The 21,177-nt window shown below is 33.5% G+C and carries 21 protein-coding genes and 1 other RNA gene; 11 read left to right on the plus strand and 11 right to left on the minus strand.

Annotated elements, in window-relative coordinates; translation table 11 throughout:
- Positions 1-13: 13 nt before the first annotated feature.
- The 4 genes from EHC72_RS17965 to EHC72_RS17980 form a co-directional block, all read right to left on the minus strand.
- Positions 14-904 (minus strand): TraB/GumN family protein, encoded by an 891-nt coding sequence (locus EHC72_RS17965; protein WP_131539098.1) that lies wholly within the window; start codon positions 902-904, stop codon positions 14-16.
- 106 nt (positions 905-1,010) lie between these two features.
- Positions 1,011-1,472, minus strand: a complete 462-nt coding sequence (gene coaD, locus EHC72_RS17970; protein WP_131539099.1) for a pantetheine-phosphate adenylyltransferase — start codon at positions 1,470-1,472, stop codon at positions 1,011-1,013.
- 52 nt (positions 1,473-1,524) lie between these two features.
- Positions 1,525-2,064, minus strand: coding sequence for a 16S rRNA (guanine(966)-N(2))-methyltransferase RsmD (rsmD, locus tag EHC72_RS17975; protein ID WP_131539100.1), 540 nt, complete (start codon positions 2,062-2,064; stop codon positions 1,525-1,527).
- Positions 2,055-2,861 (minus strand): DUF3822 family protein, encoded by an 807-nt coding sequence (locus EHC72_RS17980; protein WP_131539101.1) that lies wholly within the window; start codon positions 2,859-2,861, stop codon positions 2,055-2,057. Before EHC72_RS17980 ends, rsmD begins: the two co-directional genes overlap by 10 nt.
- Positions 2,862-3,025: 164 nt before the next feature.
- On the opposite strand from EHC72_RS17980, the gene EHC72_RS17985 reads away from it, so the two are divergent.
- The 3 genes from EHC72_RS17985 (at position 3,026) to EHC72_RS17995 (ending at position 6,520) form a co-directional block, all read left to right on the plus strand.
- Positions 3,026-4,165 carry a putative sensor domain DACNV-containing protein gene (locus tag EHC72_RS17985; protein WP_131539102.1) on the plus strand — a complete coding sequence of 380 codons (1,140 nt, stop codon included), beginning with the start codon at positions 3,026-3,028 and terminating at the stop codon, positions 4,163-4,165.
- Between the two features lie 122 nt (positions 4,166-4,287).
- Complete coding sequence (locus tag EHC72_RS17990) at positions 4,288-5,718, plus strand: ATP-dependent DNA helicase (RefSeq protein ID WP_131539103.1); 1,431 nt, start codon at positions 4,288-4,290, stop codon at positions 5,716-5,718.
- Between the two features lie 118 nt (positions 5,719-5,836).
- Positions 5,837-6,520 carry an MCP four helix bundle domain-containing protein gene (locus tag EHC72_RS17995; RefSeq protein ID WP_131539104.1) on the plus strand — a complete coding sequence of 228 codons (684 nt, stop codon included), beginning with the start codon at positions 5,837-5,839 and terminating at the stop codon, positions 6,518-6,520.
- Positions 6,521-6,568: 48 nt separating this feature from the next.
- Here the strand turns inward: EHC72_RS17995 and EHC72_RS18000 are convergent, their stop codons facing one another.
- Entirely contained in the window at positions 6,569-7,414 is an 846-nt protein-coding gene (locus tag EHC72_RS18000) for a CvfB family protein (RefSeq protein ID WP_131539105.1), read from the minus strand.
- Between the two features lie 173 nt (positions 7,415-7,587).
- Between EHC72_RS18000 and EHC72_RS18005 the strand changes: the two genes are divergently transcribed.
- The 6 genes from EHC72_RS18005 (at position 7,588) to EHC72_RS18030 (ending at position 14,246) form a co-directional block, all read left to right on the plus strand.
- Entirely contained in the window at positions 7,588-8,190 is a 603-nt protein-coding gene (locus tag EHC72_RS18005) for an LURP-one-related/scramblase family protein (protein ID WP_131539106.1), read from the plus strand.
- Between the two features lie 172 nt (positions 8,191-8,362).
- Positions 8,363-10,099 carry an ABC transporter ATP-binding protein gene (locus EHC72_RS18010; RefSeq protein WP_131539107.1) on the plus strand — a complete coding sequence of 579 codons (1,737 nt, stop codon included), beginning with the start codon at positions 8,363-8,365 and terminating at the stop codon, positions 10,097-10,099.
- Positions 10,083-11,843: an ABC transporter ATP-binding protein gene (locus EHC72_RS18015; protein ID WP_131539108.1), complete on the plus strand. Its 1,761-nt coding sequence runs from the start codon at positions 10,083-10,085 to the stop codon at positions 11,841-11,843. The genes EHC72_RS18010 and EHC72_RS18015 overlap by 17 nt, the downstream gene beginning before the upstream one ends.
- A 75-nt stretch (positions 11,844-11,918) precedes the next feature.
- On the plus strand, positions 11,919-12,818 hold the full coding sequence (locus EHC72_RS18020) for an SMP-30/gluconolactonase/LRE family protein (protein ID WP_131539109.1): 900 nt from the start codon (positions 11,919-11,921) through the stop codon (positions 12,816-12,818).
- Between the two features lie 88 nt (positions 12,819-12,906).
- Positions 12,907-13,812: an SRPBCC family protein gene (locus EHC72_RS18025; protein WP_131539110.1), complete on the plus strand. Its 906-nt coding sequence runs from the start codon at positions 12,907-12,909 to the stop codon at positions 13,810-13,812.
- A complete protein-coding gene (locus EHC72_RS18030) occupies positions 13,812-14,246 on the plus strand; it encodes a luciferase domain-containing protein (RefSeq protein ID WP_246029459.1) in 435 nt (144 codons plus the stop codon). The genes EHC72_RS18025 and EHC72_RS18030 overlap by 1 nt, the downstream gene beginning before the upstream one ends.
- A gap of 161 nt (positions 14,247-14,407) precedes the next feature.
- Here EHC72_RS18030 and EHC72_RS18035 read toward each other — a convergent pair whose 3' ends face one another.
- Positions 14,408-14,974 carry a Crp/Fnr family transcriptional regulator gene (locus EHC72_RS18035; RefSeq protein WP_131539112.1) on the minus strand — a complete coding sequence of 189 codons (567 nt, stop codon included), beginning with the start codon at positions 14,972-14,974 and terminating at the stop codon, positions 14,408-14,410.
- Between the two features lie 113 nt (positions 14,975-15,087).
- Here EHC72_RS18035 and EHC72_RS18040 point away from each other — a divergent pair, with 113 nt between their 5' ends.
- Entirely contained in the window at positions 15,088-15,867 is a 780-nt protein-coding gene (locus tag EHC72_RS18040) for a type 1 glutamine amidotransferase domain-containing protein (protein WP_131539113.1), read from the plus strand.
- Positions 15,868-15,881: 14 nt separating this feature from the next.
- Here EHC72_RS18040 and EHC72_RS18045 read toward each other — a convergent pair whose 3' ends face one another.
- Entirely contained in the window at positions 15,882-17,888 is a 2,007-nt protein-coding gene (locus EHC72_RS18045) for an ATP-binding protein (protein WP_131539114.1), read from the minus strand.
- Between the two features lie 387 nt (positions 17,889-18,275).
- Here EHC72_RS18045 and EHC72_RS18050 point away from each other — a divergent pair, with 387 nt between their 5' ends.
- The gene (locus tag EHC72_RS18050; RefSeq protein WP_131539115.1) at positions 18,276-18,467 is read left to right on the plus strand and encodes a cold-shock protein; all 192 of its coding nucleotides are present in this window, start codon (positions 18,276-18,278) and stop codon (positions 18,465-18,467) included.
- A gap of 204 nt (positions 18,468-18,671) precedes the next feature.
- Here the strand turns inward: EHC72_RS18050 and EHC72_RS22730 are convergent, their stop codons facing one another.
- From EHC72_RS22730 to ssrA, 4 genes are all read right to left on the minus strand, one after another.
- Entirely contained in the window at positions 18,672-18,848 is a 177-nt protein-coding gene (locus EHC72_RS22730; protein WP_165585863.1) for a hypothetical protein, read from the minus strand.
- On the minus strand, positions 18,829-19,491 hold the full coding sequence (locus EHC72_RS18055) for an NAD-dependent epimerase/dehydratase family protein (protein ID WP_131539116.1): 663 nt from the start codon (positions 19,489-19,491) through the stop codon (positions 18,829-18,831). Before EHC72_RS18055 ends, EHC72_RS22730 begins: the two co-directional genes overlap by 20 nt.
- Positions 19,492-19,592: 101 nt before the next feature.
- Positions 19,593-20,216 (minus strand): class I SAM-dependent methyltransferase, encoded by a 624-nt coding sequence (locus tag EHC72_RS18060; RefSeq protein ID WP_131539117.1) that lies wholly within the window; start codon positions 20,214-20,216, stop codon positions 19,593-19,595.
- 459 nt (positions 20,217-20,675) lie between these two features.
- Positions 20,676-21,042: a transfer-messenger RNA gene (gene ssrA / locus EHC72_RS18065) on the minus strand.
- Between the last annotated feature and the right edge of the window lie 135 nt (positions 21,043-21,177).

Genomic DNA, 21,177 nt, shown 5'->3' on the forward strand with positions numbered 1-21,177 from the left:
TAACTTGTTTTGATTAATGAATGGGCGTAACAGTGTAACCTTTTTCTCTCAATAAATAAACAACCCCTTCAGTTCCTAATAAATGCCCTGTACCAATGGCAAACATGGTTGGTTTTTCTTTAATAATTGCCGGGATACGATCAGCCCAAAGATGATTTCGAACCGGTAATAACTGTTTGTAAGCCTCCGGATTAGTGGTATTCATGCCCATTAATAAATCATCCATAGTTTTAACATCCTCTTTTAAATAAGCCTCATGAAGTTGTTTAAGGAGCTTATTTATTTCAGTATCATTTATTTCCTTCAGGTATTTACCAAGATCCTTGGCATCGAATATTTTATCCATAAAAGAATATTGTTCTTCTACTGTTGATAAACCATTTACTGTTTTATTTGCGGCTTTAGTTAGCTTAATAATTTCAGATTCGAAGCTCACCACTTTGCAGGTAAAAGATGCCTGAAGTAGCATAGCCATTATAATCATCGGTTTTACCTTATCAAATTTTGCTAAATCTGTTTTTAATTTGGTTTTTACAAGTGAATCCAGATACTGATAATCTTCTTTGCTTATTTCGTTAGACAAACTTTTATCGGTGAACATGTATTTTTGCGATTGTAGCGCAATATCTGGTGCAGCTAAATTAATTTCTAAATAACTTTGTTCCGTATTAGCCAGTGCGTTTTTTACTTTATCAGGCATCACAAATTGATCCTGACAAATCATATGTACGGTGCCGAAAATAAAAGAAGGTTTAGTTAAACCATTGCCTTCAACTTTCCATAACAATGAATTTTCATCATTTTGGTTTTGAGCAAAAGCAGATACACTTATAAATGCACAAAAGACAGTTAATAATACAAGTAATTTATGGAATTTCGATCGTGTTAAATTTAGGGTTCTCATAATCTAATAATTTGATTTACCCCATTAGTAATAGATTTTTTAATTCGTTACAACAAAAATATTTTTTTTATTTTTTGGTAATTAAATTGCTGATAAACAGTGGTTTTTAAAGAAAAGCTAAAGCCTCTTGTGGTACAAACGGACTAACATCGCCATGGTTTCTTAAAATATCGCGAACAATGGTAGAGCTAATTGCAGAGTATTCGGGTTTGCTTAAAAGCAGAATAGTCTCTACTTCGGGCATCATAGTTTGATTGATTTGGGCAATAGCTCTTTCATATTCAAAATCGGCTGCTGAGCGGATGCCACGAACCATATATTTAGCATTAATTTTGCGGCAAAAGTCAACGGTTAAACCCTCATAAGTTTGAACTTCAATATTGCTATATCCTTTAAATACAGTGTTTAAAATTTGTTCTCTTTGCGCTGCACTTAAAAAATTCTGCTTAGAGCTATTTAAGCCTATTCCAACCACAATTTTATCAAAAAGAGGTGTTGCACGTTGTAAAATATTAACGTGTGCAATGGTTATAGGATCAAAAGAACCAGGAAATAGCGCTATCTTCATAAGTCAAATATAGATGTTTAAGCGGAAAGGATAAAGCTCTAATTAAAGTATACTATTCAGAAAATTCAAAGAAGCTAAAAGAAGAATTTCCGTATTTACGGGTTTCCGTGTAACCGGGTTGATTGTCTAATTTCATATTGCTTTGATGCTCTACAACCAGTAAGCCATTGGGCTTTAAAAGTTGTTGTTCCTTCACCAGCGTAGGTATTTGAGGAATATTTGGCAGGTTGTAAGGTGGATCGGCAAAAATTAAATCATAGCTGCCCGTGAGTTGTTTTAATAACTTAAAAACATCACCTTTTCTAACTTCAACTTGATCAAATTCATATTGCTTTGCTGTATTTTTTATCCAGTTTATACAACCGAAATTTAAATCTACAGCTAAAATTTTCTCCGCATTGCGAGAGGCAAATTCAAAGGTAAGATTACCAGTGCCACTAAATAGATCTAAAACAGTACAATTTTCAAAGTCGAACTTATTATTTAAAATATTAAATAAAGCTTCTTTGGCCATATCTGTAGTTGGCCTAACTGGTAAATTTGCAGGCGGTTGCAAACGAATACCTTTTAATTTACCCCCAATTATTCGCATAAATCTAAAGCAAGCAGGCCACTGAAATAATGCTTCGGCATATCGGCCAGTAATTCACTGTTTTTATTTCCGGCTGGAAGAAAGAAATAGAGCTGGTTAAAATATTTTAGTAAACAATTATAAAGATCATCATCTTCATTAATAATGCCCGCCAAATACACAGGTACAGCATCATTTAAGTTTAATTGTTCAATTATTAGCAATAAAAAGTAGTTAAACTCTTCAGCTGTTTCGGATTGATAATGATTTTGAAAGTTTATTTTTTTATCCTTAATGTATAAAACGTTAAATGAAGATGCAGTAAAGTCGATCAGTAAAGCCTCATCTGTTAAATGACCCGATAAAGCCAATAAAGGTTCTGATTGCGCAAAAAGGGCAGCGTCTTTTGGTAAATAATTTTCAAATTTTTCATCAAGTGAAAAAAAGGTATTAAAACCCAAATCTTTATTATGTCTGGTATAAACCTTGCCATCCAAACCCAAATATTTGGAATAAACAGCCAGGTTATCGGCATCAAACCATTCATTAGGTACAAAAATGAAGTTTGAAGTATGAACCGCAACTTTTATAGCCGCGTAGTTAAGAGATAGGTAACGATCGTTTTCAAAAGCCAGTTTTAAATCCTGTTCTATATCTGTACAAGCCTGTTTATCAAAAACTAAATTAATCTGTTCATCATTTTTATTTACCACAGCATAAGAAAAACTATCATTCGTTATCTTTAATAATAAATGGCAATTCACTGATGCATCAGCTTTAAAATTCGGATCGACTAATAAAAGACTGTTGTTACTCATTAAAACAAAAGTAAAATTTTTTAAGGATTAACCGCAATGGAATTGAGATTTTAGAATTGCAATTAAGATTTTAGATTTTCCATCTTCCAGGTTTACTCCGCTTTTTTACCTAAATCAAACCATTTGCTTTAAAATATTAGAAATATTCGGCTTAAATTCGAAACATGAGTTATAAACCTACTTATAAAGCTGCTAATACCATTGCAGCAACAATTGAGCAACATTTTATTAAGCTTCACGCCACGGCAATTGAGCAGGGCGAGATCGATTTGGCAACGCAGCCAGATAAGAAAACAATTGAAGCCATAATTGATGTTGCTTTTTGGAGTAGTTTACGAAAAGAAGAAGGTCATTCGCCGAGGATATCTATTGCCTTTATGCCTCCTTCGCAAACTTCCAAACCCTTACTTTTTGCTAAAAGGATGGCTTTAAATGCTAATACCCTAACTAAAGTAGCGCCCGGTATAGAAAGATCAGGAATACATTTAGGGGTATGGGAGGAAGATGGTGAACTTTATATTTGGGGCACAACACTAAATATTCCTAATTTTTGTTTTGTTGTAGATGTTTCCGAACCGGGACTTATTGTAATTAAACACCGCCGTATTTATGGTATTGGCAAATACACGAATGTTGCCGTTTTAAAGGGCGAACAAATTAGAATTGTGGATGATACAAGTTGTAAAAACCGTGATTGTCCACCAATTTTAAAGGCTTTGCTAGATTTAACCGTGTTGGCAAGCTGGAATGATCCGATTAATATTTTAATTCAATTTGCAGTTTCCATGCGGGGTCATGGTCGTGGTGGAGCACTCCTTATTGTGCCCAAGAACGATACCAAATGGGAAGAATCCATCATTCATCCCATCCAATATTTAATTGAGCCACCGTTTTGTGGTTTATCTAATCTGGCGAAACAAGGCGGCAATCAAAGTGAAATCTTTTCTCAAGGTGCATTAAGAAGGGAAGTAGAACATTTGGCAGGATTAACGGCTGTAGATGGTGCTACAATTATAAACCAGGAGTTTGATTTGCTTGCTTTCGGGGCAAAGATTGGGCGAGCAAAAGGGAAGCCAACAGTAGAACAAATTGCATTTTCTGAGCCAATAGTTGGTGGAGAAGATAAAATCCTTTTCCCAGGGCAGTTAGGCGGAACAAGGCATTTTTCTGTAGCGCAATTTGTTAACGATCAGCCGCAGTCCATTGGTTTAGTTGCGTCTCAGGATGGTCATTTCACAATATTTAGCTGGAGTAAACTGCAAAATATGGTTATGGCGCATCGTATAGAAACCTTACTTTTGTAAAGAATGGCGTTAAGTAATTAGAGCGTGGTTGAGTTAGTAAATTATAGAATGAATAGAGGATAGGATGATGATTACGAATGAACTAATGATGGAAATGCAGCTCAAAAATTTGAAGAACACTAATGCTTAATAAAAGTCATCTAATTGCCCAAGCCTATAATCATACACCAACAAAAGAACAATTGCTTTTTTGCGAGCGTATGTCCATATTTTTGCAGGAAGAAGACGAATACCGTTGTTTTGTGCTAAAAGGTTATGCAGGAACAGGGAAAACCACCTCTGTAGCTGCTTTAGTAAAATCATTACCAAAATTTGGTTTAAAAAGTGAGTTGCTTGCCCCAACTGGGCGTGCAGCTAAGGTAATGAGTCAATATTCAGCAAAAAAAGCACTTACCGTACACAAAAGAATTTATAGAAAAAGATCGGCAGCTTCGCCAGAAATGCTTTTTCAGATTGCCCCAAACCTTTCAGAAAATACACTTTTTATTATAGATGAGGCATCCATGATTGCCGACGAATGGAATGATGCGGGCTCATCTATTTTAAAAGATTTATTGGAGTTTGTTTATAACGGCAAAAATTGTTTTCTCCTTTTTGTGGGAGATACCGCTCAGTTACCACCAGTTGGTAGCTTGGATAGCCCCGCCTTAAACGAGCAATACCTTAAAGATAAATTTGCTTTAACCATAAGCACTGTCGAGTTAAAAGAAGTAGTGCGACAGGAGAAGAAATCGGGGATTTTAGCAAATGCAACCATGCTGAGAAAGCAGATTTCTCAAAACCCTGAAAATCCTTTACCTAAGTTTTTGACCAAAAACTACAAAGATATCTTTAATATGGGTGGCGCCCGTTTGGTAGAGGGTTTGGAATATGCATACCGCAAATACGGAATGGAAAATACCTTGGTGGTTTGTCGTTCCAATAAATCAGCTAATGTTTACAATCAACAAATTAGAGCTAGGTTATTGTACCGCGAAGAAGAATTAACAGGTGGAGACCAGATTATGGTTGTGAGAAATAATTATTTCTGGCTTCCTGATAATGACGAAACAGCCTTTATTGCCAATGGCGATATGGCAAAGGTGGTACGGGTACGTGGTGAGGAGGAGCGTTATGGGTTTCGTTTTGCAGAAGCAACTTTAGAGTTTATGGATTTTCCATCTGCAGGTGCCATAAGTTGTAAAGTAATGCTGGATACATTAAATATTGAGACTGCAAACTTACCTTACGAGCAAAATAAGCAACTCTTTGAAGGATTAAATGAAGATTATTCGCACATTGCTAATAAAAGACAGCGGATGCTTGCCATTAAGCAAGATCCATTTTATAATGCCTTGCAAATTAAATTTGCCTATGCAGTTACTTGTCATAAGGCACAAGGCGGCCAATGGGATGCTGTTTTTGCCGATCAAGGTTATTTAACGGAGGAAATGATTGATCTAGATTTTTTGCGTTGGTTATACACAGCGGTTACCAGGGCTAAAAAGGAATTATACTTGGTTAATTTTGCTCCTCAACTTTTTGCTTCGGCAGGTGAGGAAGATTATTTTTAAGCATTTCCTGTATATTTTTATCTCGAAATAGATGCTTTTTGTAATGTTATCGTTGATTTACAAACCTGTTTTTGCGTTAAACTTTTTAATGCTTACATTTAAAGTTTAACCACTTATTATGAAATTTGCTTTTAGCCTTAAGAACAAAATAAAAATCGCATTTCTACTTTTTTGTATCATGTGTTGCTCTCTTCTTATTCGTTTTTTGGAGGATAAAAGCGTTAAAAATATTAACGAATCATTTGTTTCCATGTATAATGATAGGTTGGTACCAGCAACAGATCTTTATTTTATCGCCGAAAATTTATATCAGAAAACCACAGTGCTGCAAAATATTTTAATTTTTACCGATCAAAATATCTCACCTGCAAACGGCTTATTAAAACTAAATCAGCATAACAATAAAATAGATTCAATTATCAATAAATATCAGCTTACTTTGCTCGTGAAACAGGAGCAACGTTTTCTTAATGACTTAAAAAATACATTATTCATTCAAAAGGAGTTTGAGTCTAAAATATTAAATATAGCCAGTATTGATTTGCAAAACGGACGTAAAATTTATGAGTCAACCGGGAGAGAAATATCAGCTAATACACTAAAAAAGCTATCGGCTTTAATAAAAATCCAATCCAACGTAGGAGATGAGTTGATTAACGATTCGAAAATCTTTGTTTCAGGAACTAAAATTTATTCCACCTTCCAAGTTATTTTGGCAATAGCAATTGGTGTTTTAATCGTTGGTATTGTATCCGCATCCAATGCGGTGAAAGTTCAAAACAATAAGTTTAACTTAAATTAGACATAAAAAAGCCCTGATTTTAATTAAAATCAGGGCTTTTCAATTTATTTATTCAGCATCTTCATCCGTCAAAAGTTTAATTTCATCATCAGATATAGAAATTAAACGCTCCTTATATAAAGAGCCAATGGTTTTTTTGAAAGCACTTTTGCTGATTTGAAATCTATGGTAAATCTCATCAGGAGAACTTTTATCACCCAATTCAATTATACCATTGCTTTTCTTCAACTCTTTCATAATCATGACTTTAGAGTCTAATATATGACCATATCCACTAGGCTGTAAGGTTAAATCGATTTTACCTTCGACTCTAATTTTTTTAATCCAGCCTTTTCTAACATCACCTGGTTGTACATCAACAAAAACCTCGTTAAAGTAAAGTAATCCAATGTACTTATTGTTAATTATGGCATTAAAGCCTAAATCGGTTTCTTCAGTAATTAATAGGCTAACTTCATCACCTTCTTCAAAATCAAAACCCTCTTCCTCAACAAAATCGTATAATTTTGATGATGCCAATAAGCGGTCGTTACCTTCATCAAGGAAAACGTACACTACATATTTATAGCCTTTTTGCATTGGCCTTTTTTGCTCACGTTGTGGTACATAAATATCTTTATCAATACCTAAATCCATAAAAACACCATCTTCACCATCAGAAACAACCTTCAGGAAAGCAAAATCGCCAACTGTGGCGTATGCTTTTTGTGTAGTTCCAGTTAATCTGCCATCTTTTTGTACAAAAACAAATACGTTTAAGTTGTCGCCAATTTCAGCACCTGCAGGTACATGTACATAAGGCAACAGCACTAGTTTATCACCATCAGTTAAGTTTAATCCAGCTTCAGTTTTACTTAAAATTCGTAATTCGTTGTATTTTCCTATCTCAATCATATCAAATTAGTTAGCCATTATCTTCAATGGCAATTTCAATTTGCAAAGTTAACAATCTTTAACTGGTAAAGCGGTGTTAAATAGGATTGATAATTTTTAAAATTAATCAACAAATTATAATCAGTTTACAAAAAATAGTTATTTTCGGGCTTAACCTAAGGAAAATCTAAAAAATGAGTAAACAAATTCCAACGTTCTTTCTGAGCGACGAGTATTTTATTGATGAAAAAGTCAATTTCTTAAAATTCGCTAATGAGTATAAAGTTTACAACGATCAAGGCGCACAAATTGGTATTATTAAACAACGAATTAGTGGTTGGCATAAGGCATTAACATTGTTGATAAACAAAGCAATGATGCCGTTTAAACTAGAAATTACAGATGTAAACGATCAGTTGCAGGCCACGATAAGTAGAGGCTGGACTTTCTGGATGTCGAAAATTACAGTTACTGATCCATTTGGAGTGGAAGTGGGAACGATTAAACAGAAGTTTAAATTTTTTAAACCAACATTTACAATCACTGACCCAGCTTCGGGCGCACAGATTGCACAAATTTCTGGTGATTGGAAAGCCTGGAATTTTACCATTACGAATAATAATGGAGTAGAAATGGGTAAAATTAGCAAAAAATGGGCTGGAGCCTTAAAAGAAGTTTTTACTACTGCTGATAAGTATAATGTATCAATTGATCCTAATTATGCAGAAAATAATCAAAAAGTAGCTATTGTAGCCACTGCTATTACTATTGATATGGTACTTAAAGAAGGTAAATAACTCCTTTTCAATTTAAAAAATATCAGGAAGACACGATTAAAATCAAAACGATTTATGGTGTCTTCCGATATAATACAAGAGTATTTCTTCCTAATAATCCTATTTTTCCATAATATTTAATTCGTTTCAAATAAATCAGTTAAATTTGAAGAATACAAAGTATCTTCAATAAATGGACAAAACAAAAGAAGCCAAAAAAAGCAGTATTTTTAGCTTACTAGGCTCTTACAAAGGTTTAATCTCCTTACTTATACTTTTTGCACTTTTAAGTAATGGTATAAATTTACTTCTACCTAAAATTATTGCGCATGGAATTGACGCCTATACCAATAAAACTTTTAAAGTAGAACCTATTTTATTACAGTTTTCTGGTGCTATAATTCTGGTTTTTATTTTTACTTATCTGCAAAGTATTGTACAAACTTATGCTTCAGAGCGGGTTGCAAGGGATTTAAGGACAAAACTTTCCGATCAGATTTCTCGCCAAAGCCACGCCTTTGTGATTCAGGCAAATCCATCAAAACTATTAACAAACCTAACTTCGGATGCCGATGCAATTAAAATGTTTGTGTCTCAGGCCATTGTTTCCATTGCATCATCTATCTTTTTAATCGTTGGTGCCAGCGTTTTACTATTAATGATTAACTGGCAACTGGCACTTTGTGTTATTGCCATTGTTCCTATAATTGGTGGTGCTTTTTTCTTTGTATTAAGCAAAGTGAAAGTGTTATTTAAAAAAAGTCGCGAAGTAATCGATTGGTTAAACAAGGTAATAAACGAAAGTATTTTAGGTTCTGCATTAATTCGTGTAATTAACTCGCAACAGCTAGAATATAATAAATTTTTGGATGCTAACTCTAAAGCTAGAGATTTAGGATTATCCATTTTAAGAATGTTTGCAGGCTTGATACCCATAATTATTTTTGTTTCCAACCTTGCCGGACTGACCATTTTGGTATTGGGTGGGCATTACGTAATTACCAATAGCATGAGCTTGGGTGAGTTTACCGCTTTCAGTAGTTATTTGGCTATTTTGATCTTTCCAATTTTAGTAATTGGCTTCATGAGCAACGTGATTGCGCAGTCATCCGCTTCGTATCAAAGGATAGAAAGCATATTAAATGCGGCTGAAGTAAAGCATGATGGTTCCATTATGGAAAAATTAAATGGTGATTTAGAAATGAAAAATATTTCTTTATTATTTGGCCAAAAACCAGTTTTAAAAGATGTTTCCTTTAAAGTAAAAGCTGGATCAAAAACAGCTATTATTGGACCAACGGCAGCTGGGAAAACACAATTACTGTATATACTAACGGGATTAATTGAACCAAATAGCGGAGAAGTACTTTTTGATAATCAATTGATTAAAAACTATAATCAAGAAAATTTTCATAAACAAGTTGGTTTCGTATTTCAGGATAGTATTATTTTTAATATGAGTATTCGCGAAAATATTGCTTTTAGCGATACCGTAACAGATGAATCTTTAGAAAAAGCAATTGAAACTGCCGAACTAAAAGATTTTGTTGATGCATTGCCCGAAAAGCTGAATACAATTGTTTCTGAGCGTGGCAATAGCCTTTCCGGTGGACAAAAACAGCGGATTATGCTTGCTAGAGCCCTTGCAGTAAATCCAAAAGTATTGTTGCTTGATGATTTTACGGCTCGAGTAGATAATAATACCGAAAAAAGAATTTTAGAAAATATCCAACGCAATTATCCGGGTTTAACCTTACTTTCAGTAACCCAAAAAATAGCCTCTGTAGAGCATTATGAACAAGTTGTTTTATTAATGCAAGGAGAAGTTCTTGCAAAGGGAACGCATCAGGAACTTTTAAAAACCAGTCCAGAATACGTTCAGATTTATACTTCACAACAGAGTACCAGCAATTATGAATTACAATCTTAACGAGCTTACTCCACAACAGGAAAAGCAATCTACATATAAAGCGCTTAAAAGATTACTTAAATTAATTTCAGCAGAGCGAAAAAACCTTTGGCTGGCTTTAATTGCTATTCTGGTTAATTCGGGGCTATTACTTTTAGGTCCGTTGCTTTTTGGGCATACCATTGATGCTTACATCCGTACCAAACAATACCATGGCGTACTAATATTTGGTGCCATTTTATTGGGTATGTATCTCATTGCTATGGTTACAGGTTATACACAAACCAAATTAATGGGTGGAGTTGGACAGCGCATGCTGTATACTTTGCGTAACGCCATTTTTAATAAATTACAGGAATTACCCGTTTCTTTTTTTAGTCAAAATAAAGCCGGTGATTTAATTTCGAGGGTAAATAATGATACGGATAAACTGAATCAATTTTTCTCGCAATCGTTAATGCAGTTTATCGGAAGTATTGTAACCATGATTGGCGCAGGTATTTTCTTGCTTTCTATCCATATCGATTTAGGCGCAGCAACTTTAGCCCCAGCAGTTTTAATTGTTCTATTTACAACAGTTTTATCTCCGTGGGTGAAAAAGAAGAATGCGAAAAACCTAAAAAGTGTTGGAGGAATGAGTGCTGAAATTCAGGAAAGTCTGAATAATTTTAAAGTGATTATTGCCTTCAACCGTCGCGATTATTTTAGAAAACGTTTTGACGAAGCAAATAAAGAAAACTATAAAACAGCCATCGGCGCAGGATTAGCAAATAATATTTTTGTACCTGTTTATGGTTTATTTTCTAGTGTAGCACAACTTATTGTACTTTTATATGGCATTCATTTAATCTCCATCGGCGATTTTTCAATCGGTTTATTGGTAAGTTACATCGCATATAGTACAAACTTTTATAATCCGTTAAGGCAATTGGCTGCTTTGTGGACAAGTTTCCAGGTGGCTATGGCAAGTTGGGATAGAATTTCTCAAATTTTATTGTTAGAAACTGATTTAAAACAAATTGAGAGTAATGAAACAGCTTCTTCTAATTCTTTGCTTGAGTTTAAGAATGTACATTTCTCTTATGATGAAGGCAAAGAAATTCTTCATAACATTAATCTAACTTTCGAAAAAGGTAAAACTTACGCTTTAATTGGCCCAACTGGAGGTGGTAAAACTACTACGGCATCATTAATTGCCCGTTTATACGATGCGACGAGTGGAACTGTTTTTCTGAACGGTAAAGATATAAGAACTTTTAGTGCTGAAGAGCGTACTCAAAAAATTGGTTTCATTTTACAAGAACCATTTTTATTTACTGGAACCGTTAAGGATAATATCTTATATGGAAACAGCCAGTATAAAGATGTAAGTGATGACGAACTTAAAAATATTATTGAAGAAGCTAATTTAAATGCACTTTTAGCCATCTTTGATGAAGGTTTAAATACACAAGTTACCTCAGGATCCGATAGTATCAGCCTTGGTCAAAAGCAACTTATAGCCTTCATGCGTGCCGTTTTGCGTAATCCTGATTTGTTAATTCTGGATGAAGCAACAGCAAATATTGATACTATTACAGAGCAACTATTGGGCACTATTTTGAATAAACTTTCAAAAGAAACCACTTTGGTAATTATAGCTCACCGATTAAATACAATCGAAAATGCAGATGAAATCTATTTCGTAAATGAAGGCGAAGTACAAAAGGCGGGAACGCTTCAGCATGCTTTAGATATGCTTTTAAAAGGTAAAAGAGTAAGCTAACAACGATTAAATTAAAATTGTTATTTGGATGGTGCCTTATAAATAAGCACCTTGCATAACTATTAATATTAATTTATGAAGATCCGTTTTAGTCTTTTGACGTTATTTTTTACTTCAACTTTTTCAGTTGTATATGCACAATCTAATCAAATTCCAATTTTTGTTCAGGATAGTTTAAAATTGATTTCCGCTCAGTTTAAATTTACTGAAGGTGCATCTGTTGATCGCGATGGCAATGTTTTTTTTACAGATCAGCCTAATGATAAAATTTGGAAGTATGATACCAATGGAAAACTCAGTTTGTACATGGATAAAACTGGAAGAGCTAATGGAACTTATTTCGATAAAAAAGGCAATTTGATTGTCTGTGCTGATGAAAATAACGAAATATGGTCTATAGATCCACACAAAAAAATAAAGGTTTTATTTAGTGATTACGAGGGTAAAAAGGTAAATGGTCCCAATGATATTTGGCTAGATGCAAAAGGTGGTATTTATTTTACCGATCCTTATTATCAAAGAGATTATTGGACGCGTAAATCACCTGAAATAGTAGGTGAAAAAGTTTATTATCTCCCCAAAGGAAAAAAAACTGCTATTATAGTTGCTGATGATGTGATAAAACCCAACGGAATTGTAGGTACACCTGATGGAAAATTTTTATACGTAGCAGATGCAAAAGCGGGCAAAACATACAAATATCAAATCAATTTAAATGGTACATTAAGTAATCAGCAGCTAGTTTTAAACCAGGGATCGGATGGAATGACACTTGATAACCAAGGCAATATTTATGTAACGGGAAAAGGTGTAAATATTTATAAACCCAACGGTGATAAAATTGCCCATATCGATATTCCTGATAATTGGACCGGTAATATTTGCTTTGGTGGAAAAAACAGATCGTTTCTATTCATTACTGCATCAACATCGGTATACGTTTTACCTGTTCAAGGTGTAAGAGGGGTCGAATAATTTACGTTTAAATTTAATTTTCAGTAATTTTTGAAAGTTTAGTAATATTTCTTATGTTTGATTCATAGAAAGAATTAACCGTAAGCTCATGAAAAGAATTATTACCCCAAAAATGTTAGGCTTTATAATACCTAATGTTGCCGCAATTTTTATAATCTGGCTAAATAAATACCTCAACGTAAGATCGAGTGGAGAATTGGTTTTCTCAGAATTTGTCATTATTCCGTTGTTAATGGGGATAACGAGCATTTGGTTTTGGCGGAATCTTAATTTAAAAAGTAAATCCCTGATCGGTTATTCTATTCTTAATGGAGTAATTACACTTTTACTTAGCTTTACTTTTCTGGGGGAAGGAAGCATCTGTTTAATTATTGTATCTCCGCTTATTTTCGCATTCATTATTACTGGTGTCTTTATTGGCAAAATGATGTTTAGGAGAAAGAATCAAACTTTAAATGTGAGTATACTTTCCTTATTATTTGTTGTTTTTATTGTAGATTCTCTATCGGATCATTATTATGAAAATATGGTTTCAGATGAAATAATTATAAATGCTAGTCCTGCTAAAATTTGGGGAAATGTTGTTGCTTTTGATAAAATTAAACAACCGAATGATTTCTGGCTTTTTAAAGTTGGAATGCCATCACCGATGCAAACTACTGTTACAGGTTATAAAAATGGAGCTGGCCGTAAATGTATATTTAGCAATGGATATGTTTTTGATGAAAAGATTGTGACTTTCGATGTGAACAAAAACCTAACTTTTGACATTGTAAATCAGCCCCTTGATCCTGAAATTATGGGCCATATTGATATTTTAAGAGGTCAATTTTTATTAAAAGATAATGGAAATGGAACCACCACATTAATTGGAAATAGTTGGTACAAGCTACATGTTTTCCCTACTTGGTATTATGATATTTGGGCAGAAAGTGTGACTAGGAATGTACATTTGAGGGTTATGGAACACATAAAAGTATTAAGCGAAAAATAATGTTTGGCTTTGTCGTAAACCGATTAGGTTTTCTAAAATCAATACCACTTGCTGCATTAGTGTTTGATAGCGGAATTAAGATATGGATATTATTAACCAAGCCTGAAAAATTAAATTGGATTGATGAAATTGAAACTGAAGTTTTAACATGGAAAGACATAAATGTTAAACTTCATAAGTTTGGTGGAACGCAATTTAATCTCGATAAAAAAGAGATAGGGCACGTTCATAGTAATGGCATTCTTGATATTTTGTTCAGCAAAACAGTCAAAAAGAAATTACTTGAGGAAGGTAGGGTGAAAGATCATCATATTTTTAAAAAATCTGGGTGGATAAGCTTTTATATTGAGCGTAATGAAGACGTAGCTTATGCAAATTACTTATTGAAAATGGCATATTTATATATAAGATCCACAACTATTCGGAATGAATAAGCAGACTTAATTTTATTTGTTCAGTTTATTCAAAACCCAAAAATGTGTAAAGCAATAATTAAATTTACTTTCCTATTTATATAGGGATAGACAACTAGAAAGCCCTCTCAGGATTGAAGGGCTTTTTATTTTAAATAAATTTTTTGTTTAAATGGCGGTATTTATGTGAGTTTTAATCTACTTAGAGTTTCTCTTGATACACCTAAATAAGCTGCAATCATAGATTTTGGAATTCTTTGAAATAAGGTTGGATAAAGATCAAATAGCTGTTGATATCGGGATTGTGCATCATTTGCCATAAAAGAAAGCACTCTTTTTTGCATAGCGATGTAACCAGAAAGCGTTTTCTGTCTGAAAAAATGCTCCATTTTATGAGAAGCCGCACAAAGTTTTTCCTTATTTTCAGCATTAAGCACCAGCACAGTGGTATCTTCTATACAATCAATATCATAACTTGCCTTAGTTTGGTAAAGCAAAGCCTGATAATCAGAAATCCACCAATTTTCCATAGCAAACTGTATAATGTGCATTTTCCCATCACCCTGAGTTACGTATGATTTTAATAAACCATCAATTACAAAATATTCTTGATTAACACCGTCGCCTTCCTGAATTAGGAATTGATGTTTTTTATATTTCTTTTGATGGAAATGACTTAGTATAAAATCAAATTCATCATCTGTAAGTGGAATAATCTGCTCTATATGTTGCCTAAGGGCTATTGTCATATTTAAAAAATGTTTTAAAACAGTTTGTTGTGATGTATATCACTACTAATTGGTGATATACTTCCTTGAAACGACTGCTAATTTACAAGCATCTTTGAATAAAATTTACAACAATGAAAGCTAATTTAATAATTACCGTACTTTTTAGTCTTATTGCACTTAATAGTTATGGACAAAACGGCTTAATAAACAATCAGAAAAAAATGAAAGCAAAAAGAATTTTATTTGTAGTTACTTCTGTAGATGAAGTTAAAACAACGGGAAACAAAACAGGTGTTTGGATTGAAGAGTTTGCAGCGCCATATTATTTAATAAAAGATAAGGGCGTAGAAATTACCATCGCAACCCCAAAAGGAGGAAAGGCACCAATTGACCCTAAAAGTTTATCGCCTGATTTTGCAACAGATGCGGTTAAAAAGTTTAATGGGGATAAAGAAACCATTGAAAGATTAAATAATACGGTAAAACTTGCAGACCTTAATATTAATGATTACGATGCCGTATATTATCCAGGTGGACATGGACCAATGTGGGATTTGCCTCAGAATAAAGAATCTATTCACATTATTGAAAGTTTTTATGCTGAGGGTAAACCAGTAGCGTTAGTTTGCCATGCACCTGCAGCTTTAGAAAACGTTAAGGCAGCGAATGGAGATCCACTGGTAAAAGGAAAAAAAGTTGCAGGTTTTACTAATAGCGAGGAAATTGCTGGAAAATCCGTAGCAGAGGCTCCTTACTTGTTAGAAGATATGTTAAAAGGTAAGGGTGCAGATTACGTTCGTGGTGAAGATTGGAAAGGTTTTGCAATTGTTGATGGAAATTTAATTACAGGACAAAATCCTGCTTCATCAGAACTTGTTGGAGAGAAACTTCTTCAAGCTTTAGGCCTTTAATCAAATAATACCAATTAATTTAAAGGAAGCGTAAACCAAAATATGCTTCCTTTATCTATTTGGCTATCTACGCCAATTTTTCCACCATGTCGTTGTATAATTTCAGCACTTAGGTACAGGCCAATTCCAAAGCCAGAAATATTAGTTTTTGTTTTTACACGATAATATCGATCAAAAATAAAGGGAATTTCACTAGAAGCAATGCCCATTCCATCATCTTTAATGCTTACAAAAGCTAAATTAGACTCTACCTTACAATTAATCGTTATCTCTGTATCCAGTTTTGAATACTTTGCCGCATTACTGATAAGATTAGAAATTACATGCCCAATTTTATCCCGATCTGCATCAACCGTAACCGCCTCGCTAAATTCCATCTTAATTTTATAACTTGGATAAAGTAGTTGATTATCTTCAACAGTCTCTCTCACCAGCTCATCGAGTTGAAATTTACTTTTCTCTAAAAAAATCTTTCCCGATTCTAATCTTGATACACTTAAGAAACCATTAATCATGGTATTCATTTTATGGATTTGTAAATCTGCTTTGGCCAAAGATTGCTCTGTAACGATATCGCCATTCTTTGCAGCTTTAAATTGCAACATTTGGATATAACCCTTTAAAGAGGTGAGTGGAGTTTTAAGTTCATGGCTAACCATGCCTATAAAGTCGTTTTTTCTCAAATCGTCCTTACGTTGATCGGTAATATCGAAGGTAACCCCTGTAATTCTAACAGCTTTCCCTGCACTGTTATAGTGGGGCTTACCCGATGCTCTGATCCAATGTTCACTTTCATCAGCCCATCTAATCGGATATTCTGCCTGATAAATACTGTCGTTATCCAAAGCATTTTTTATTTGCTTTTGAACGTATTCTTTATATTCAGGTAAAATAATATCCATTAATTCAGGGTAATTGAATGTTTTATTAGGCTCAATACCAAAGTTTTTCTTGCATTGATCTGAGCAAATCATTATTCCACTTGTTAAATCCAGATCATAAGAACCTAACCTGGCAGCATCTAAAGCAATTTGTAGTCCTAAAGTGGTATCTCTTAAAGCTAGTCTAACCTTTTCTTCTTCAGTAATATCTTGTAGCGTTCCACTAAATCGGGTTACTTCTTGGTTTTCGTTAAAAAGTGCCTTTCCTTTAGCTCTAACCATTCTTTCTATATTGGTTAGCGGACTAATTATGGTGTAATCTATGTCGAAATTGCCACCTGAGTTAAAAGTCATTGCATTAGAGATTGCAGAAATAACCTTTTCACGATCTTTTTCTATAATTACATCCGTAGCATTACTAAGATCGATTTTATCATCTGATTGGAGTCCAAACCAACTTTTTAATCTTTCGTTTCCTTGAAATTTATTGGTTTGAGGATCTAAATCCCAGGTACCTAAATTAGCGGCATCAATAGCAAAATTTAGCTGTAATTCACTATCAGTAATATTTTGATTAAGAGATTGTATGTGCTCAAAAGAATAAATAAGCTCTTCGTTGGTGCTTCTTAACTCCTCATTCATGGCTGCAAGTTCCTCATTCATAGCAGCAAGTTCTTCATTTGAAGCAGCTAACTCCTCATTTAATTCTTGCTCTCTTTCTTCAGCTTCTTTTATTGCAATTTGATTTTCATAACGTTTTGTTACATCTACTGCAGTATTTAAAACGCAATATGTTTCGCCGGCATCATTTTTAATCGCTCTGTATTTAAAGTCGAAATAATAAAGTTTTCTTTTACCGTTAACTTCAAGCTCGGCAGGCATATTTTCAGATTGATAAGTTTCGCCAGTGCGAAGCACATTTAAAAATATTTCCTTAAAAGGTTGATCTGCCAATTCAGGAAGAGCTTCTTCAATTGTTTTTCCGATAACACTACGGTCTTTGCCCCATAAACTTATAATAGCATCGTTTGCCGCCTGAATTGTCATCTGCTCCGAGCTGTAAATGGCAGTTGGGTTTTCAGAAAGGGCTAACACATCAAGAAGCTGTTCGCTGGTAAAACGTAGGTTATTGCTGTTCATTAGTAATTGGTATACGGCTAAAGAAAAAATTGAATTTTAATTAAATGATAAAGATAAATTTTTAACATTCAATGTAAAAATAACAAAGAAAAATATGAATGGTTTGGCTACATTATAGCGTTATTAGGAATATTTTATAAAATAATATGCGCAGATATATTCGATGATTGATTACATAAATTCCTAAAATGCAGTGATTATAAGTTAATTGATGTTAGTTTAACTATTTTAAAACAAATATTGATGGGTTCGTGTTGTGGGGTAGAATATATTAAAAGATAGATATATACACTTTTGATATTTTTTTAACCTAAAAAAAACTACATTATAGTAAGTTTAAATAATAAACTTTTATATTTAAACTATAAAATCAAAAAAAAGAATAAAATGAAAACAGGTACAGTAAAATTTTTTAATGAAACAAAAGGCTTTGGATTTATCATTGATGACAGCACAAGTGAGCAAATTTTCGTTCACGTATCAGGATTAAAAGACGGAATTAAAGAAGGAGATAAAGTAACTTTCGATACTCAAGATGGTAAAAAAGGTATAAACGCAGTTAACGTTAGACTTGCATAAACTATTAAATCATCCCAATCAACCAACCGAAAAATGCAGATAATATGAATTATCTGCATTTTTTTTGTCTTTATTTTTTTGAGATTATGGCTAAGAAAAGCATTTAAATTATTCGTACTTAAGTGCATTTATTGTATTTGAATGGTTCTTTGTGTAGCTACTAAAGAAATAAGACCAAAAAGACCAATGAATGAGATAAAATAATTACGCTGGCAAATGTTTTAACAAAATACCCATAATCTTTTCGCTATTGTAATAACTATTAATCTGCTCATCCACAAAATTAGAATCGTAAACTTCTGTAGGGTAGGTTTCATTCCAAATAGCTTCAATTGACGTTCTTCTGGGTAATTTAACTAGCTTAATTTGTGGCTGAAGCAAGTAATTTGATGTCCGAAATTTCCAATATTTGTTTTGGATAACCTTTCAACAGACTATTTATCATCGCTAAACCTACCTGTTTCATTGTACTACTTTGTTTAGGGAAAATAAAATGAATTAAAGGATATAGATTGTTGATTATTTTGTAAAAGCCCTTAATATTTTTTTGCCCTGGGGTTGGTTTCATAATACCCGGACGGAAGTTATATTCTTTTTTAAAAGGCAGTTCCATTAGAGCGTTTTCAGTTTTACCTTTAACTTTTGCCCACATTACTTTGCTTTCAGCATCCGTATGGCTTCCTGAAATAAAGCTAAATATGATTTCAGGATTTAAGTTCAGAATTTTTTGAGCAAAATGAAGGGTAATATCATAAGTAATATAGCTGTAGGTTTTTTCATTTAAGCCATTGGAGCTAATTCCAGCGCAGTAAAAACAAGCATTGTATCCAGTTAATTGTTCTGAATATTCTTCAAGGTTTAAGAAATCTGAAATAAGGCACTCTTTAAGCTTAGGATGCTTTAATAAGTGAGGTTTCCTGTTAACCATAAGTACTTCTACAACACTTGGATGCTCTAAACATTCTAAAAGAACCCCTTCGCCAACTAAACCCGTTGCACCCGTAATAATGACCTTAATTTCCATAAATTCTAAATATTGTCTAATCAAAGATGGACATAAAAATGAATAGTTTGTTTTGTTAAAAAGTTCATTTTATTTGCTGTAAAGATCACGGGCTTCAATTTTTATTTTTTTTGACCAACAAATCTAATAACAGAACCTTGGCCATTATGATAAACACCCTCATTAAGATGAATTTCTTCTTCTTTTAACTCTATGAAATCGTAACTGCTAAAATCTGCTTTGATTTCCTCAATTGAGAACAAGGCATTAATATCTTTTGGGCCGCCAACTTTTTCATTTTTTGCTAAATAATCAACATGACTTTTACTAAATGCTTCAAAAATTATAATTCCACCTTTAACTAAATATTTATCAAGCAGATTATGAATTGTAGATTTAATATCAGCAGGGAAATGGGCATAAATTAATGCGATTGCATCAAATTGTTCCTCTTGAAAACCTAAAGCTTCCAGTTCTCCAATTTTATAATCAATAGCCACATTATTTTTTTTGGCAAGTTTTAAGGCTTTTCTTTGTCCTTCAATACTAATATCGAATGCTGAAACAACCCAACCAATTTTAGCTGCAAACACGGCATTGCGACCTTCGCCCTCGGCGGCAAAAAGTATTTTTCCAGTATTTAATTTAGTTATTTGGTCCTTTAAATACTGATTTGGTTCCTCGCCATAAGCAAATTCATCACTTGCATATCTGTCATCCCATCTTTTAGTCCAGGCATCTTTCATATTAATTATTGAGTTAGGTTTTAGGATTTTAATACTCAAACTAACTAGTAGGGTACAACCAAATTTAGTGATTAGTTTTACCCAAATATGCATATTAGTGATAAGCCGTTGTAATGAATTTGTAAAACATTAGATTCTTAAAAAGAGGAAACTTCTAATTTGGAATTATCAGCTAGACATAGTTTATTCCGCTGGTACAAACTATTATTTATAAATTTTTGTACATGTCTTTTTAATAATGTTTGGTGTTTCATTTGTCCCACTTTCATGTGTCCAACATTTACAAAGCTCTTTAGCAAAATTAGTTTGGCTTTTACTTGCTTGGGCGAAAATTTAGTCAAACTATTTTGATAATTAGATGATTAGGGAAACTCTTATCTGTTAAAAAAGCTTAAGGTTTGATTGTTTTTCTAATATTTGGAAATAAAAAAGCCCTGAAAGTTTTTGCTTTCAGGGCTTTTGTGGAGCCGAAGGGAGTCGAACCCTTGTCCAGTTGTGAGATAAATTATACCTTCTACATGCTTATTTTTCAATTGATTGTCGGGAAATAAACGGGCTGAAAACCGACCTTGTTTAAATCCTTAGATACTTTATCTCACCTTACGTCGTACCTCCGTTAAGGCCAGCTTTGTTGTTTCGATGCCCCAGATTCTAACCCAACAATGCAGCAGTTAGAGGGACAAAAGCTAATTAGTTCTAAACTAAGCAGCTAAGGCGTAAGTATTTTCGCCAACTAAAATGTGAACGTTCACTTTAAGTGCTCTCCGTACAACGCACTGCATGCTAACATAACCTTCGCCACCCCGTCAAATCCAAGAACGGCCCCAGTTCAATTTGCAGTTATCAATTTGCAGCTGTCTACTCTAGACAACACATCAAACAATTAACCAAAGGCAAATGTACAAATAAAATGCCAAATAATAGCTGTAAACTAATATTTGGCATTTAAAACTTTGAACTA

Origin of the sequence: Pedobacter nototheniae (assembly GCF_004335085.1) — a bacterium.
Taxonomy (GTDB): domain Bacteria; phylum Bacteroidota; class Bacteroidia; order Sphingobacteriales; family Sphingobacteriaceae; genus Pedobacter; species Pedobacter nototheniae.